Here is a 15,436-nt window from a genome sequence, read left to right as displayed (position 1 = left end):
CTTGCATTTATTATAGTGCGAGCGTCCCCGCTCGCGTATTGTACAATACGCGAGCGGGGACGCTCGCACTCAAAGAAAAAATGCTTTTTACAAAAATGAGATGCTCCCGATCGTTCGGAATGCGAGTCCTTCATAAATGCGGACTAAAGTCCTCACTACCAACCTTTTTTATGGCGATCGTTCGATCGCACCCGAGATCGGTTCGCTCGAATTCGATCCCATTGCAGGCGGGCGATCGCATATTTTCCTGATTTAGGTTGCATGACCTGATAAAAAATTGTATTGTGCGAGTTAATTGCTCGAAATTGTTATTGAAATTTTCCTAAGTGGTGTGGTGGGTAATTCTCGTGTCAATGCAACAAATCAAAAAGCCCGATAGAAATCCAAAAATTCGCTTTTTCACTTTCTTGCAAAGAGTCTTCATTGGCACTCTAGCGAGTACATTACTCAATCTCTCCATCCTATTTCCCTCTCCCAGTTTTGCGGAAGTAGTTCTGGGAGTTGTTCGCAGTTCCGAGAATTCCCCCGACTGGGTGAAGATTACCACGCGCCTCTGGGAAAGCGGCATTGCTTACAAACCAATCAATCTCGAAGACATCAAAAATTTGGCGGATTTAGCAGGCGTTAATGTGCTGTTTTTGCCCAATATTGAAACTTTGACTCCGGCACAAATTAAAGTTTTAGAAGCTTGGACAAAACAGGGCGGCCGCTTGATTGCTTCGGGCCCAGTCGGCCGCAGTTCCCCAGCCTTAGTACGTCAATCTTTACGATCGCTCCTCGGGGCCTATTGGGCTTTTCCGTTGACTCAGCGGGGGGCGGTGCAACCGCGCACCCGCTGCCGCGATCTCGCTTGTACCAGTTCAAGCAACTGGGTTCCCCCAGAACAAAAAAATGCCTCTGTTCAAGGCGGCGTCTTGATTCCCGCCGACGCGAACAGTCAAACCATCGCTACCTGGAAAGATAGTTCCGGTTCCTCCGCTGCGATCGCCACCGATCGCGCTACCTATCTCGGCTGGCGCTGGGGTAGCGACGGTTCCCCAAATATAGACACGGCTTGGCTGCGGGCCTCGATCGCCCGCTGGGGAGGAACTGTGGGTAGGCCTGTCGAGCCGCCAACAGCAGCCGCACCACCGCTGCCAAATCCCCCCTCCAGGGTCACGAGAAATACCCCCAGTTCGCCGCGCAATACTCCGCTGAGCCGACTTTCTCCTTCTCCCCCCCTTCCAGATCCCGTACCTGCAACTTTTACAGACCCTTCGGATCAGTCGGCGCCGGCGGGTTTGGACGTGCAGATAAATTCCAATAAGCCGATCGTCAGCATTGAAGCCTACTTGATGCGCCAAGAACTCACCAACCTCCTCGGCAGGTTTGAAAGCGCCCTGACAGCAGCTAATTCAGGCAATACCGCCGTCAATCTCAATGCTGCTATCCCCCCTCAATTGGTGGCGTCAAGCAACAGTGTCGGTGGGCCGCAGGCGAGTCGCCCGTTGGTTTTACCAGCAGCAACCACAGGGGCGATCGCCAAGGCCCGTCAGGTTTTGCAAAATTTTGACCAACTCCTGCAAGAGCAAAAATACGCTGAGATCAGGCAGCAGTGGGTGCAAGCGCGCCAGTTGCTCTGGCAAAATTACCCCCAGGAAGGGCAGCGCATTGGGGCGGAAATTCGCGCCGTTTGGCTCGATCGCGGTACGATCGTCGCAGCGCGATCGGAACAGGGTTTAGCCGCTGTGTTCGATCGACTTGCCGCCGCCGGGATCAATACCGTTTTCTTTGAAACTTTAAATGCCGGATATCCGATTTATCCCAGTCAAGTTGCACCGCAACAAAACCCCCTCACAGTTGGCTGGGATCCTCTGGAATCTGCGGTTAAATTAGCCCACGAGCGAGGCATGGAACTGCACGCTTGGATTTGGACTTTTGCCACGGGCAATAAACGCCACAATACTTTAATTGGCAAACCTGGTTCTTATCCAGGCCCGGTACTTTCGGCCTATCCAAATTGGGCAAATATTGACAATAAAGGACGCACGCAAAACCCTAACGATGGTAAATTTTATCTCGATCCTGCAAACCCGGAAGCGCGGAATTATTTACTAAAAATTATCAGCGAAATTACCAGCAAATACAAAGTAGATGGTGTGCAATTAGACTACATTCGCTATCCTTTTCAAGATGACAATGCAGGTTTTGTCTACGGCTACGGTGCAGCAGCAAGGCAGCAATTTAAACAGTTAACTGGTACCGATCCGGTGAATATTTCGCCGAGTTCTGGCAATTTGTGGCGGCAGTGGGTTGAGTTTAAAACCAATCAAATTAATAGTTTTGTAGCTGAAGTATCTCAGCTTTTGCGGCAGAATTATCCGCGCACTATTCTGTCAGTGGCGGTGTTTCCCCACCCCGAAAGTCAGCGGATTTACAAAATTCAGCAAAATTGGGAAGTTTGGGCCCGTCAGGGGATTGTAGACTTGATTGTGCCGATGACTTATGCTTTGGATACGAACCGACTTCAGCGCATAACTGAACCGCTAGCAAAGGAACAAATGCTCGGTTCGGCTTTGATTTCTCCCTCGGTTAAGTTGTTGACACTCCCGGAAGTTGTGGCGATCGACCAAATTCAAGCTTTGCGCGATTTGCCGACTGGGGGCTATGCTATTTTTGCGGTGGAAAGTATCAGCAGCGGGATGCAGGGCTTTTTTAACCGCACTCAAGGGCGAGCGGTGCGATCCTCTACGAGGGCTTCGCTAACGACTTCTGCTTCCGAACCAATTCCTTACCGCCAGCCCTTTGCAGCAGCAGCTTCGCGCTATACTGCTCTCAAGCAGGAATGGAGTTTTTTGTTGGCTAACAATCAGTTGCGGGTGTCGGAATCTGAACTGAAAGTTCTCAAAAGTCGATCGGAGGAATTGGGGGTCGCCTTGAGCAGATTGGCTGCAAGTCCTTCTGCCGAAAGCTTAACAACTGCTAAAAGATTGTTGGCGAGTTTTGAAGCTCAATTTCAATCTACGATGCGCTTGCATTCTGGGGAAAATAGCTATCAGGTGCAAACTTGGCAAAATCGTTTGGAAAGCTTGGATATGTTGTTGCGTTACGGCGAAAGGGTGGAGTTGAATCGCAGGTAAATACAGGTGTTTCGGGTGCCGGTGGCTGCGGATAGTGCGATCGTACTCAATCACCTGAATCAGTAGTTGCCCAAAAACTGTCTGCTGAAATACGCTATGGTAATTAAAATTAATACCTTAGACAGTTGTCAGTAAGGACAATCTCTGCACTGCACTTATAGCAATCTGCATTGCCTGCAATCAGTAAGTAAGTCATCGAAAAAAAAACCAGATTATCTTGTAAGGGCGGGTGCCGGTTAAAATTTTATGATAGAAGCGAGTAGAGTCGCCCTCTCACTCGCCCAACTCTTGTAATGTTTATTAGTAACCACCTACTGAGGCGGTGGAAATCCCTATTGCCTGTCCGAAGACAGGAAGGCCAGCAATCGCGATCGCCAACAGCCGGCATTGCTTCGCGCTCTCAAATCCGGTTAAAAAACTCTAATTAATACCAATCATGAAAAACATTGCTACTACGGAAATTAGAGGCTATCATCTGTTGTAGGGAAACGGCATTGCCGTATCCGGCATAGAGTTATGCAAATGAAAGATAATTTTTATATAATTAATCATTGTAGCAAGACTTTTTCAAATTGGTATAAGTTTGTAGTCACGAGGGAAGTCCTCAAAACTCTCAAAAGGCGATCGCCAACACTTTTATGATGAGTCAGGAACCGGATTTGAGACAACTCCCTCCTGTATCGCTCCAAGACTTTAAGATCTACTAATTTCCACGACCAATTTCAATTATTTTTAGGATGAATATGTTTCCTAAACCGCTGAATCGCTTTGCTACCAAAATTATCGGCAAAGCTCCATTACAAACTGTGCTCGTGCTTCCTTTTTTAGTGCAAATTGTTGGCACAGTAGGAGTTGTAGGTTGGCTGTCGTTCCAAAACGGTCAGCGGGCGGTTAACGATGTGGCCGCTCAGTTGCGGGGAGAAATTAGCGCTCGCATCAAAGACCGCATTGAAAATTATATGTCAATTCCCCACATTGTCAATCACCTGAACGTTCAAGGCGTAAAATTGGGGCAGTTGAACCTAGAAGACAAACAAAAACTCGAACTTCATTTCCTCGAACAAATTCAATATTTTGATTCAATCAGCATCATTTATACAGGCAAAGAAAATGGAGACCACTCAGGAGCAATCCGCACTAAAGATCGGATTCTGATATCTGCTGCTGACAGATCGACTGGCAATAAATTAGCTCGATATACTGCTGACCCTCAAGGAAAACGCGTTAAATTAATCGAAATTTCTCCCGAAAAATACGACCCGCGAGTTCGTCCTTGGTACATAGCAGCGGCGCTAGCCAAAAAGCCTGTTTGGACTCCAATTTATACAGACTTCTTGACCAGAGAACTGGCAATTACTGCTTCTTTGCCTATCTACGACAATGATGGTAAGCTGTTAGGAGTAGCTGGCAGCGATTTGCTGTTTTCCAAAATCAAAGAATTTCTCGTCAGCCTCAAAATTGGCAAGTCGGGACAAACTTTTGTGATGGAGCGATCGGGGATGTTAATTGCCACTTCAAAGCCGGGTAAAGAATTTGCAGTACAAGGTAAAGAAGCAAAACGCATCAAAGCTTCAGCCAGCGAAAATCCGGTAATTCGCCAAACTGCACAGCATTTAGATAAATTCTACCAAAGCTTAGCTAAAATCAATAATTCTCAACAGCTTACCTTTGATGTTGACGGTCAGCGAAATTTTATTCAGGTAACTCCTTTTCAAGACGATCGAGGGTTGGATTGGCTGATTGTGGTAGTTGTACCCGAGTCAGACTTTATGCAGCAAATTAATGCCAATACCCGCACCACTTTTTTGCTGTCCGTTGCAGCTTTGATTGGGGCGACCATTCTTGGGATTCTGACTGCTAAATGGGTGGTGCGGCCGATTTTAAAATTGAATGCGGCGGCGAAAGCTTTGGCACGCAATGAATGGGATACAAAGCTCGCTTTGAATCGCGAAGATGAACTCGGAGAACTTGCCGCTGCTTTCAACAGCATGGCAGAGCAATTGCAGCATTCATTTACTTCGCTCTCGGAAAGCGAAAACCGAGTCAAACAATTTCTCGATGCAGTACCGCTAGGCATTTTTATTGTCGAAAAAAATGGTAAACCTCACTACATTAATCCTATAGGAGAGCAACTTTTTGGTCAAGGAATCATAGCAGCAGATGCCGAAAATTTGCGCCAAGCTTACAAAGTTTATTTAGCTGGAACCCAGGAAATTTACCCGGCGGAACACGACCCTATTTTAAATGCTTTGCAGGGCAAAAGTGTCACTGTCGATGACATGGAAATCTGCTCCCGTGACAAAACTGTTCCCCTACAAGTTTGGGGAACTCCTATTTACGACGCCCAAGGACATATTATCTATGGGATGTGCGCCTTTCAAGATATTACGGAACGCAAACAAGCGGAGCAACTGTTAAAAGAATACAACCAAAACTTAGCAGTCCAAGTTGCAGAACGTACCGCCGCTCTTGCCAAGGCAAAAGAAAAGTTTTCTAAAGCTTTTCGTTCTAGTCCAAATGCAATTACGATCACGAGAATCAGTGACGGTCGCCACATAGAAGTTAATGAAAGCTTTTGCCGGATGATTGGCTACACGCACGACCAGATTATTGGTAAAACAGCCGTAGATCTAAATTTTTGGGCGAGTCTAGGAGAGCGCGATCGCATGATTCAAATGTTAAGAAACCAGACAGCCCTTCACAATTACGAGCTGAGATTTCGCAAAAAAAACGGTACAGAAAGAACGGCCCTGCTGTCTATTGAAACCATCGATATTGAGGGAGAAGCTTGTTTTCTCTCGATTTCGAGCGATATTACCGATCGCCAAAAAGCAGAAACCGCCCTCCGCGAAGCAGAAGAAAAATATCGCAACATTTATGAAAATGCTTTGAATGGCATTTTTCAAACTGCTGCTGACGGGACATACCTCAGCGCCAACCCCGCTTTAGCTGAACTCTACGGTTACGAATCGCCCGCAGAATTAATCGCAGCACAGCCGAATTTCAAGAACCAGCTTTACGTGAAACCCAACCGCCGCAGCGAATTTGTAGCGCTGATCGACGAGTACGGGATACTGTCTAACTTTGAATCGGAAATTTACCGCAAAGATGGTAGCATCATCTGGATTTCCGAAAATTGTCGGGCCGTGTGCGATCCCGCAGGAAATCTACTTTATCACGAAGGTTTTATTAAAGATATTACGGATAGCAAAGAAGCACAAATCAAAATGGAGCAGGCGAAAGAAGCCGCCGAAGCAGCCAACAAAGCTAAAAGTACGTTTCTCGCCAATATGAGCCACGAATTGCGATCGCCCCTGAACGCAGTCATCGGCTTTGCTCAAGTCATGATCCGCAGTAAAAATTTGTCTCCCGAAAATCAAGAAGATGTCGGGATTATCCTGCGGAGCGGCGAGCATTTGCTGACGTTAATTAACCAAGTTTTAGACTTGTCAAAAATTGAAGCTGGACGCACTACCATTAATGAAAAAAGCTTCGATTTATATCGAATCCTCGATGATTTAGAAGATATGTTTGCTCTCAAAGCTGAGGAAAAAGGCTTGCAATTAATCTTCGATCGAGATGCAGAAGTTCCCCATTACATTTCCACCGATGAAGTGAAATTGCGCCAAGTATTAATTAATTTGCTCAACAATGCAATTAAATTTACTTCACAAGGTGGAGTGTCGGTGCAAGTGAAAGGAGGAAAGCGGAATTTACACAAAAACAGCGCTGATGAAATGCCCGGCCGCTACTCGCTCCATTTTGAAGTTCAAGATACTGGTGCAGGCATTGCCACCGAAGAAATCCATCAGTTGTTTGAAGCATTTGTGCAGACAACAACGGGTAAAGATTCTCAAGAAGGGACGGGTTTAGGTTTAGCGATCAGCCGCCAGTTCGTGCAATTGATGGGAGGTGAAATTACTGTTAGCAGCGAGGTGGGCAAGGGTGCGCTATTTCAATTTGATATCCAAGTTCATCTGGTGGAAGCTAGTGATATTGAAAGTAAAAAAGCTCTACGTCGAGTTGTTGCCCTCGAACCGAATCAGCCACCTTACCGCTTGCTAATTGTGGACGACAAACCTTTGAACCGCCAACTGTTAGTAAAACTTCTCAGTCCGTTGGGATTTCTGTTGAGAGAAGCGAATAACGGTCAAGAAGCGGTGGATATTTTTAGGGATTGGGAACCGCATCTAATTTGGATGGACATGAGAATGCCTGTAATGGACGGGTACGAGGCAACGAAACAGATTAAAACTACAACTGGCGGGCAAGCAACGGCGATTGTTGCCCTGACTGCTAGTGTTTTGGAGGAAGAACGGGCGGTGATTCTTTCGACGGGTTGCGATGATTTTATGCGGAAACCGTTCCGAGAGGAAGATATCTTTGCGGCCATGGGGAAACATTTAGGAGTACGCTATATTTATGAAGAGCCAACAGAGGTCAGTATGGGGGGTGCGGGGGAGTCTAGTCAGGATGTGCTGACACCAGAGGCGATCGCCTCTCTTTCTCCAGACTGGAGGGTTCAATTCAAGCAAAATATTTTGAGTGTAGACATGGAGGCGATCGCCAGTTCGATCGCACAAATCGGCACTATCAACCCCTCTCTGGCAGCCGCGCTTCAAGATTGCATTAATAATTTTGAATATGACAGAATTTTGACCACAATCGATCGCAGCGAACAATAGTAAATACCGATGACTTCAACTTTGCAGAACACCAATCGAGCTAATATTTTAGTAGTGGACGACACGCCACAAAACCTGCGGCTATTGGCAGAAATTTTGAGCAATCAAGGCTATCAAGTTCGCCCAGTTCCTAACGGCAAACTAGCACTATCTGCCGCTCAAAAAATGCCCCCAGATATAGTTCTGCTGGATATTATGATGCCGGATATGGATGGCTATGAAGTTTGTCAGCGACTCAAAGATTCTGAAGTAACAAAAGACATTCCGGTGATTTTCATCAGTGCGATTAACGATGTGATGGATAAAGTTAAAGCTTTTGCAGTTGGGGGAGTGGACTTTATTACCAAACCGTTTCAGGTTGAAGAAGTTTTAGCCCGGATTGAAACTCATTTAAAAATTTGTTCTTTGCAACAAAGTTTGCAAGAAAAAAATCAAGATTTAGCAACTGCTATCTACCAATTGCAAGCGACACAAGAGCATTTGATTCAATCGGAAAAAATGGCAGCACTGGGACAACTGATTGCCGGCATTGCCCACGAAATCAATACTCCGCTAGGCATCATAGGTTCATCTATTGATAATATTTCTAATTTTTGGGACGAAAACTTAGAAAAAATGCCTCAATTTTTTCAACAACTTTCTGAAGAAAGCCAAGCTTGTTTTTTAGCTTTGCTGCACAGATCTACAAATCACGAAACGCTATTTACTAGCAGAGAAAAGCGCAAAATTAAGCAGCAGTTGCGTAACGAGTTGATGGCAGGAGGCATTGAAAATGCTGAAGAAATAGCGGATAGTTTAGTTGACATGGAGATTTACGATCGCATAGAAGAATTGTTGCCATTTTTTAAATTGCCGGATTGGGAAGTGGTTTTCAATACTGCTTACCAGTTTGCGAGCTTTAAGAAAAGTATTAGCCTGATCCAAAGAGCGACAGCCAAGTCGGGAAAAGTAGTATTTGCCTTAAAAAGCTACGCTCATTTCGATAGCAAGCAAGAAAAAGTGCAGGCGAACTTGCATGATGGCATTGAAATGGTGTTAACTCTTTATCAAAATCAACTGAAACACGGCATAGAAGTAGTCAAAAACTATGGAGATTTACCGAAAATCATGTGTTATCCGGATGACTTAAATCAAGTTTGGACAAATCTAATTCACAATGCCCTGCAAGCAATGGATTATAAAGGTATTTTGACGATAGAAACTAAGCAGCAAGAGTCAGATCTTGTCCTCAAATTTACTGATGACGGCAAAGGTATTCCCCCAGAAGTTATTCCCAAAATTTTTCACCCATTTTTTACGACTAAATCTGCGGGGGAAGGTAGCGGTTTGGGATTGGACATCGTGAGAAAAATTGTTGACAAACATGAAGGTACAATTGCTGTAGAGTCGGTACCGGGACAGACAAGCTTTACAGTCTCCCTCCCAATCTATTAAACTAAACTTACACCTGTTAAAAAAAGAATGCCACTGTCAGCAAGCACCAAACCCCGATTGTCATCAGTGATACCCAATCGAACATCCCCAATCCTCCAATGCCAAAATGGTATTATCCGCAGGGGCTGATTCCCGATAGCGACAGGGGCTGTCTCGCTGACAAACATAAGATTTATTGCGATTGACCGGGTTTCTTTTGTGAAGTTCTATTAAAATAAAATAGGGGACATAGATAGTGCATCCTCGCCCGAAATCAATAACATAGAAGCAAGTCATGTCGGTAAACCCATTAAAATAATAGCAGAGAGCAAAAGATGAATAAGCCTGTAATTCTTTGCGTTGACGATGAACCCGATATCTTGAAGACTCTCAAGATGCAGCTCAAGAATGAATTTAAAGATGATTATTTTTACGAATTAGCTGAAAGTGGTGATGAAGCTTTAGATTTACTGGAGGAGTTTCCAGCAGAAGCTGAGGTGATTGTGGTTGTTTCTGATTGGCTGATGCCGGGAATCAAAGGTGATGAACTGTTAATTAGAGTTCACCAAAAATATCCTAAAATCGTTAAGGTGATGTTGACGGGGCAAGCGGATAAAGAGGCTCTTCAGCGGGCAGTAAAAGAAGCCGATTTATACTGCTGTTTGTACAAACCGTGGAAAAGTAAAGAGTTAATAGATACGATCAAATCTGGGCTGGCAAAGTTATTATGAAAAAACCTGTGATTGTTTGTATTGATGACGAACCGGATGTTTTGAACAGTTTAAAGATTGAACTGAAAAAGGCGATCGGGGATCGGTGTATTATTGAAACGGCTGAGGGCGGGGAAGATGCTTTAGAGTTACTGGAAGATTTGCAGGCGGATGAATACGAGATTGCGTTGGTGCTTTCCGATTATATTATGCCGGATATTAAAGGGGATGAACTGCTTAAAAAAATTCACGAACGATCGCCCGATACGCTGACTATTATGCTGACTGGGCAAGCTGATCTGGAAGCTCTGAGCAATGCTATAAAGTATGCTAAATTGTACCGTTACATCCCTAAACCTTGGCATAATGAAGATTTAAAATTAACGGTAGTAGAAGCAATTCACAGTTACTTGCAAGACCAAAAGTTAACAGATGAAATCCTGAAGCGGCAAGAAGTAAATGCGGCGCTGTCGGCGAGCGAAAGCCGCCTGAACCAATTTTTAGCAGCTCTGCCCGTGGGGGTATCTGTTTACAATCCCGACGGCTCGATCGCCTATTTCAACCAAGCAGCGCGGGATTTGCTGGGTGCAGACACTATCCCGGAAAGCACTGCGGAACAATTAGCTGCAACTTATCAACTTTATGTTGCCAATACTGATGAGCTTTACCCGCCGGACAATCTGCCAATTTTGCGCGCACTCAAAGGAGAATTTGTCAAGGTTGACGATGTAGAAATCCGTCAAGATGGCAAAATAATTGCGATCGAGATCAATACTACGCCAATTTTTGACGCTAGGGGAAATATTGTTTATGCGATCGCAGCTTTTCAAGATATTACCGATCGCAAACGAGCCGAAAGAATACTAGCAGATTACCAGCACACCTTAGAAACCAAAATAGACGAACGCACAGAACAACTGCAACAAGCCGCCTTAGCTGCTGAAGCTGCAAACAAAGCTAAAAGCACGTTTTTGGCCAATATGAGCCATGAATTGCGGACTCCTCTCAATTCCATACTGGGGTTTGCACAAATCATGGAAGGCAGCTCCAATTTTACTGTCGAAAACCACGAAAATCTGAGTATTATTCGTCGCAGTGGCGAACACTTGCTGGCCCTGATCAATGAAGTTTTAGACTTGTCAAAAATTGAAGCGGGGCGGATGATACTTGACCCTAAAGACTTCGACTTATACCGCTTGCTTGACGATTTACAAGATATGTTTCAAATGCGGGCAAAGAATCAAGAGGTTCAGTTGCTTTTTCAGCGAGAAAATGACGTTGCCCAGTATGTGCGAACCGATGATGTCAAACTGCGGCAAGTGCTGATAAATATTCTCAGCAATGCAATTAAGTTTACGGAACAAGGTTCAATCGTTTTAAGGGTTTCACAATTAGAAAAATCGAGAATAGTTGACTTATTGAACAGTCCAACAGCTTGCATTGATACTACAAAAAGTATTAGAGAGTTTGCCACCGATAGAAGTGATGTGGCAACTGTTGTGCCCAGAGATGAGCCTGATGATTTAACTGACGATCGGGTAATTTTCCTTCAGTTTGAAATAGAAGATACAGGCGTTGGCATTGCTTCGGAAGAATTGGGGAATATTTTCAAGGCATTTGTGCAAACATCTTCGGGTCAAAGAACTCAGAAAGGTACGGGTTTGGGATTGACGATTACCCGTCAATTTGTCCGGCTGATGGGAGGAGAAATCGTCGTAGAAAGTGAATTAGAACGCGGCACAAGTTTTAAATTTGAGATTCCAGTCGGTGTGGTTAATTTTGCTGATATTCCCGCCCCAGAAATTAACCGCGAAGTTACTGGGTTGGAACCAAATCAACCCTGGTATCGAATTTTAATTGTAGACGATCGCGAAGACAACCGCCAACTTTTAGTCAAAATTCTTTCTCCCTTGGGTTTTGGAGTGCGAGAGGCTAGCGATGGCTGCGAAGCAATAGAAATGTGGGAAAATTGGCAGCCGCATTTAATTTTGATGGATCTGCGAATGCCAGTGATGGACGGCTATGAAGCTACTAAAGAAATTAGGAACAGAATACAGCAGCAAGAGCGACAAGAAAAGGGCTCTGTGATTCCGAAGATTGTTGCTTTGACAGCTAGCACTATTGAAGAAAAACGATCGTCTGCTTTATCTATAGGCTGCGACGATTTTATTAGCAAACCTTTCCGCAAAACTGATATATTTGATACGCTCCACAAACATTTGGGAGTGAGGTACCTCTACTCTTACTCAACTGATTTTATCCCAACGGGCGATCGCCACAATCAATCTGACGCTCCCTCTAATGCTGCGCTTGCTTATTTGCCTGCACTTCCCGCAGAATGGATAGAAAACATGAGGCAGGTAATACGTAGCGCTGATTTTGACTTAATTGCGAGGACGATCGAGGAATTAAGGTACGATCATCCTGAATTTACCGAAATCCTCCAGGATCATCTCAATAATTTTGACTACCAAAAAATTCTCACTTTAATTGCCGAGGCATAAAAATAGCATAGTAGAGGTGACAGTTGACAGTTGACAGTTGACAGTTGACAGTTGACAGCTACCCATAGCTGTCGATAGAAGAGGATTGAAGCAATGAATCATTCTACCGTTACCCAAAAAAGTTGGTAAAAAAATCGGTTGAAATCTGATTTTTTACCAAAATTGTAGCAGCAAAGAGAGAAGCAAAAAAAACTCCGGGAAGCAAAATCATGAAAAAACCTGTGATTGTTTGTATTGATGACGAAGCTGATGTTTTGAACAGTTTAAAGATTGAACTAAAAAAGGCGATCGGCGATCGGTGTATTATTGAAACAGCGCAAGGAGGAGAAGATGCTTTAGAGTTATTAACAGATTTACAGGCTGACGAACACGAAATAGCTTTAGTTGTTTCTGATTATATCATGCCGGATATCAAAGGAGACGAACTGCTCCAAATAATTCATGAACGATCGCCCAATACGCTGAAAATTATGCTGACCGGTCAAGCAGATTTGGAGGCAATCAGTCACGCTATCAAGTATGCCAAGCTGTACCGCTACATCCCCAAACCTTGGCAAAAGGAAGATTTGAAGTTAACAGTAGTCGAAGCAGTTCACAGCTATTTGCAAGACCAAAAGTTGGCTGATGAAGTTATTAAGGGGCGAGAAGCAAACAAGCAGTTGCAGATAGCCAACCAGGAATTGTCGGCAAGCGAAAGCCGATTGAATCAATTTTTAGCAGCTTTGCCTGTGGGGGTATCTGTTTACAATCCCGACGGCTCGATCGCCTATATCAATCATACCACCGAGCAGTTGCTGGATGCAGATACTGGGTTGGCAGACAGTATGCTAGGCAACAGTGTTGAACAATTAGTTGCAAGTTCTCAATTTTATGACGCCGAAAACGATCGGCTGTATTTCCCTGAAAATTTTCCGATCTTGCGGGCGCTGAGAGGGGAATATGTCAAGGTGAATGAAGTTGAAATCCTTCAATACGGGCTGACAATCACTCTAGAAATAAGTGCCAAACCTATTTTTGACAGCAACGGAAATATTGTTTTTGCGATCGCAGTTATTCAAGACATCAGCCAGCGCAAAGAATTAGAAAATTTCCTATCAAATTACCAGCGTACCTTAGAAGCTGAAATTGTAGAACGCACAGAACAATTGCAAAAAGCTGCCTTCGCCGCCGAAGCAGCAAACAGAGCGAAAAGTACCTTCCTTGCCAACATGAGTCACGAGTTGCGTACACCTCTCAATGCCATACTCGGCTTTACTCAAATCGTCGAACCCAGCCCGAATTTGACAGTAGACGACAGAGAAAATCTCAGAATTATTTATCGCAGCGGCGAACACTTGCTGACTTTAATTAATCAAGCTTTAGATTTGGCAAAAATCGAAGCGGGGCGGATGACACTTTTTCCGACTAACTTTGACCTTTACTGCTTGCTTGACGAATTGCAAGAAATGTTTGACCTGCGAGCAAAAAATCAAGATTTGCAGTTGATTTTCCAGCGCGATGCTGACATTCCGCAGTACGTGCGAACCGATGAAGTGAAGCTACGCCAGGTGCTAATCAATCTTCTGAGTAATGCGATGAAATTCACTCAAATCGGCGGGGTGTCAGTAAGAGTGCGCCGGAAGTTAGAAGGTATTTCAGCAGCGAATTCGATCGCAAATATAGCCAAAATAAGCGAGGAAGGGGAAATTGTCAGTCCCTTGAAAAATTCGACAGATTCAGATTTAGAAGCAAGCAATTATCCAGAAATTTCTATAATTTCCCGTCAGTCTGAAAGTAAAGTATTGGCAAAAACGGATAATTTAAATATTTCTAATTCTCTGTTTTTGGAGTTTGAAATAGAAGATACGGGAGTTGGTATTGCCCCAGAAGAAATGGGCAATCTTTTTCAAGCATTTGTGCAGACAGCATCTGGTCAAAAAGCTCAACAAGGTACTGGTTTGGGATTGACAATTAGCAACGAATTTGTACGGTTAATGGGTGGCGATCTAACTGTAGAAAGCCAGCTAGAACGGGGTACTATTTTTAGATTTGAGATTGAAGTTAGTGCAGTTGATTCCGCTGCAATTACTGTTCCAAAAAACATCCGTGAGGTGATTGGACTGGAACCAGATCAGCAATACTATCGAATTTTAGTTGTGGACGATCGCACAGACAACCGCAAACTGTTAGTCAAAATGCTTTCTGGCTTGGGTTTCGGAGTCGAAGAGGCTAGCAACGGCCGTGAAGCGGTAGAAATGTGGGAAAATTGGCAGCCGCACTTGATTTTGATGGATTTGCGAATGCCGGTGATGGACGGCTACGAAGCGACGATCGAAATTAGATCGAGGATACAGCGGAGAAAGGAAGAGGAACAAGGCGAGGGGAAGATGGATATTCCCAATCCTCAATTCCTGAACCCGAAGATTGTTGCTTTAACAGCTAGTACCCATGAAGATAAACGCTCTTTTTCTTTGTTGATGGGTTGTGATGACTTTATCAGAAAACCTTTCCGCAAAATGGATATATTTGATATGCTGAGCAAACATTTGGGGGTGAGTTATATTTATTCTGACTTGACAGGCTCTGATTCAATGGGCGATCGCAATAACCTATCAAATTCTTCTAATACTTTGTGTGCTTCTTTGCCCAACCTTCCCGCAGAATGGATAGATAATATGAGGCAGGTAATTCGCAGTGCTGATTTTGACTTAATTGGGATCACAATCGAGGAAATAAGGGCTGCTCATCCTGAATTTGCCGACATCCTTCAAGGTCATCTAGAGAATTTTGATTACCAAAAAATTCTCAACTTAATTCTCGAAGCAGAGAAATTCAATAGTACGGTTCATCAGTTGACAGTTGACAGTTGACAGTTGACAGCTACCTCTTCCGTCGATAGAAGAGGATTGGAACAATGAATCATTTTGTTTAATTTCCCCCTAAAAGGAAAGGCTTCAAACCCAATCTTTAGGCGTGAAGTTTGAAAAAAAAATATCTGGATGACTTATGGCTAAAAATAATAGATA

The 15,436-nt window shown here is 44.2% G+C and carries 6 protein-coding genes; all 6 read left to right on the top strand.

Annotated elements, in window-relative coordinates:
* The first annotated feature begins 353 nt into the window (after positions 1 to 353).
* The 6 genes from JGK14_RS07670 to JGK14_RS07645 all read left to right on the top strand — a co-directional run bounded on the left by JGK14_RS07670 (position 354) and on the right by JGK14_RS07645 (position 15,280).
* A complete protein-coding gene (locus JGK14_RS07670; protein ID WP_293324085.1) occupies positions 354 to 3,119 on the top strand; it encodes a glycoside hydrolase family 10 protein in 2,766 nt (921 codons plus the stop codon).
* Positions 3,120 to 3,862: 743 nt separating this feature from the next.
* Positions 3,863 to 7,804 (top strand): PAS domain S-box protein, encoded by a 3,942-nt coding sequence (locus tag JGK14_RS07665; RefSeq protein WP_293181197.1) that lies wholly within the window; start codon positions 3,863 to 3,865, stop codon positions 7,802 to 7,804.
* 9 nt (positions 7,805 to 7,813) lie between these two features.
* Complete coding sequence (locus JGK14_RS07660) at positions 7,814 to 9,238, top strand: hybrid sensor histidine kinase/response regulator (protein ID WP_325314920.1); 1,425 nt, start codon at positions 7,814 to 7,816, stop codon at positions 9,236 to 9,238.
* 314 nt (positions 9,239 to 9,552) lie between these two features.
* Complete coding sequence (locus JGK14_RS07655; RefSeq protein WP_293181203.1) at positions 9,553 to 9,948, top strand: response regulator; 396 nt, start codon at positions 9,553 to 9,555, stop codon at positions 9,946 to 9,948.
* Positions 9,945 to 12,431: a response regulator gene (locus JGK14_RS07650; RefSeq protein WP_293216679.1), complete on the top strand. Its 2,487-nt coding sequence runs from the start codon at positions 9,945 to 9,947 to the stop codon at positions 12,429 to 12,431. The genes JGK14_RS07655 and JGK14_RS07650 overlap by 4 nt, the downstream gene beginning before the upstream one ends.
* A gap of 209 nt (positions 12,432 to 12,640) precedes the next feature.
* The gene (locus tag JGK14_RS07645) at positions 12,641 to 15,280 is read left to right on the top strand and encodes a response regulator (protein ID WP_293181209.1); all 2,640 of its coding nucleotides are present in this window, start codon (positions 12,641 to 12,643) and stop codon (positions 15,278 to 15,280) included.
* The last annotated feature ends 156 nt before the right edge of the window (positions 15,281 to 15,436 follow it).

The organism is Microcoleus sp. PH2017_28_MFU_U_A, from assembly GCF_020738035.1.
GTDB lineage: Bacteria > Cyanobacteriota > Cyanobacteriia > Cyanobacteriales > Microcoleaceae > Microcoleus.
Note: the sequence above shows the minus strand (reverse complement) of the source record. Positions and strands in the feature narration are given on the sequence as shown.

Coding starts and splice junctions, on each gene's coding strand:
- JGK14_RS07670 (WP_293324085.1), top strand. CDS start 354: ATGCAACAAATCAAAAAGCCCGATAGAAATCCAAAAATTCGCTTTTTC.
- JGK14_RS07665 (WP_293181197.1), top strand. CDS start 3,863: ATGTTTCCTAAACCGCTGAATCGCTTTGCTACCAAAATTATCGGCAAA.
- JGK14_RS07660 (WP_325314920.1), top strand. CDS start 7,814: ATGACTTCAACTTTGCAGAACACCAATCGAGCTAATATTTTAGTAGTG.
- JGK14_RS07655 (WP_293181203.1), top strand. CDS start 9,553: ATGAATAAGCCTGTAATTCTTTGCGTTGACGATGAACCCGATATCTTG.
- JGK14_RS07650 (WP_293216679.1), top strand. CDS start 9,945: ATGAAAAAACCTGTGATTGTTTGTATTGATGACGAACCGGATGTTTTG.
- JGK14_RS07645 (WP_293181209.1), top strand. CDS start 12,641: ATGAAAAAACCTGTGATTGTTTGTATTGATGACGAAGCTGATGTTTTG.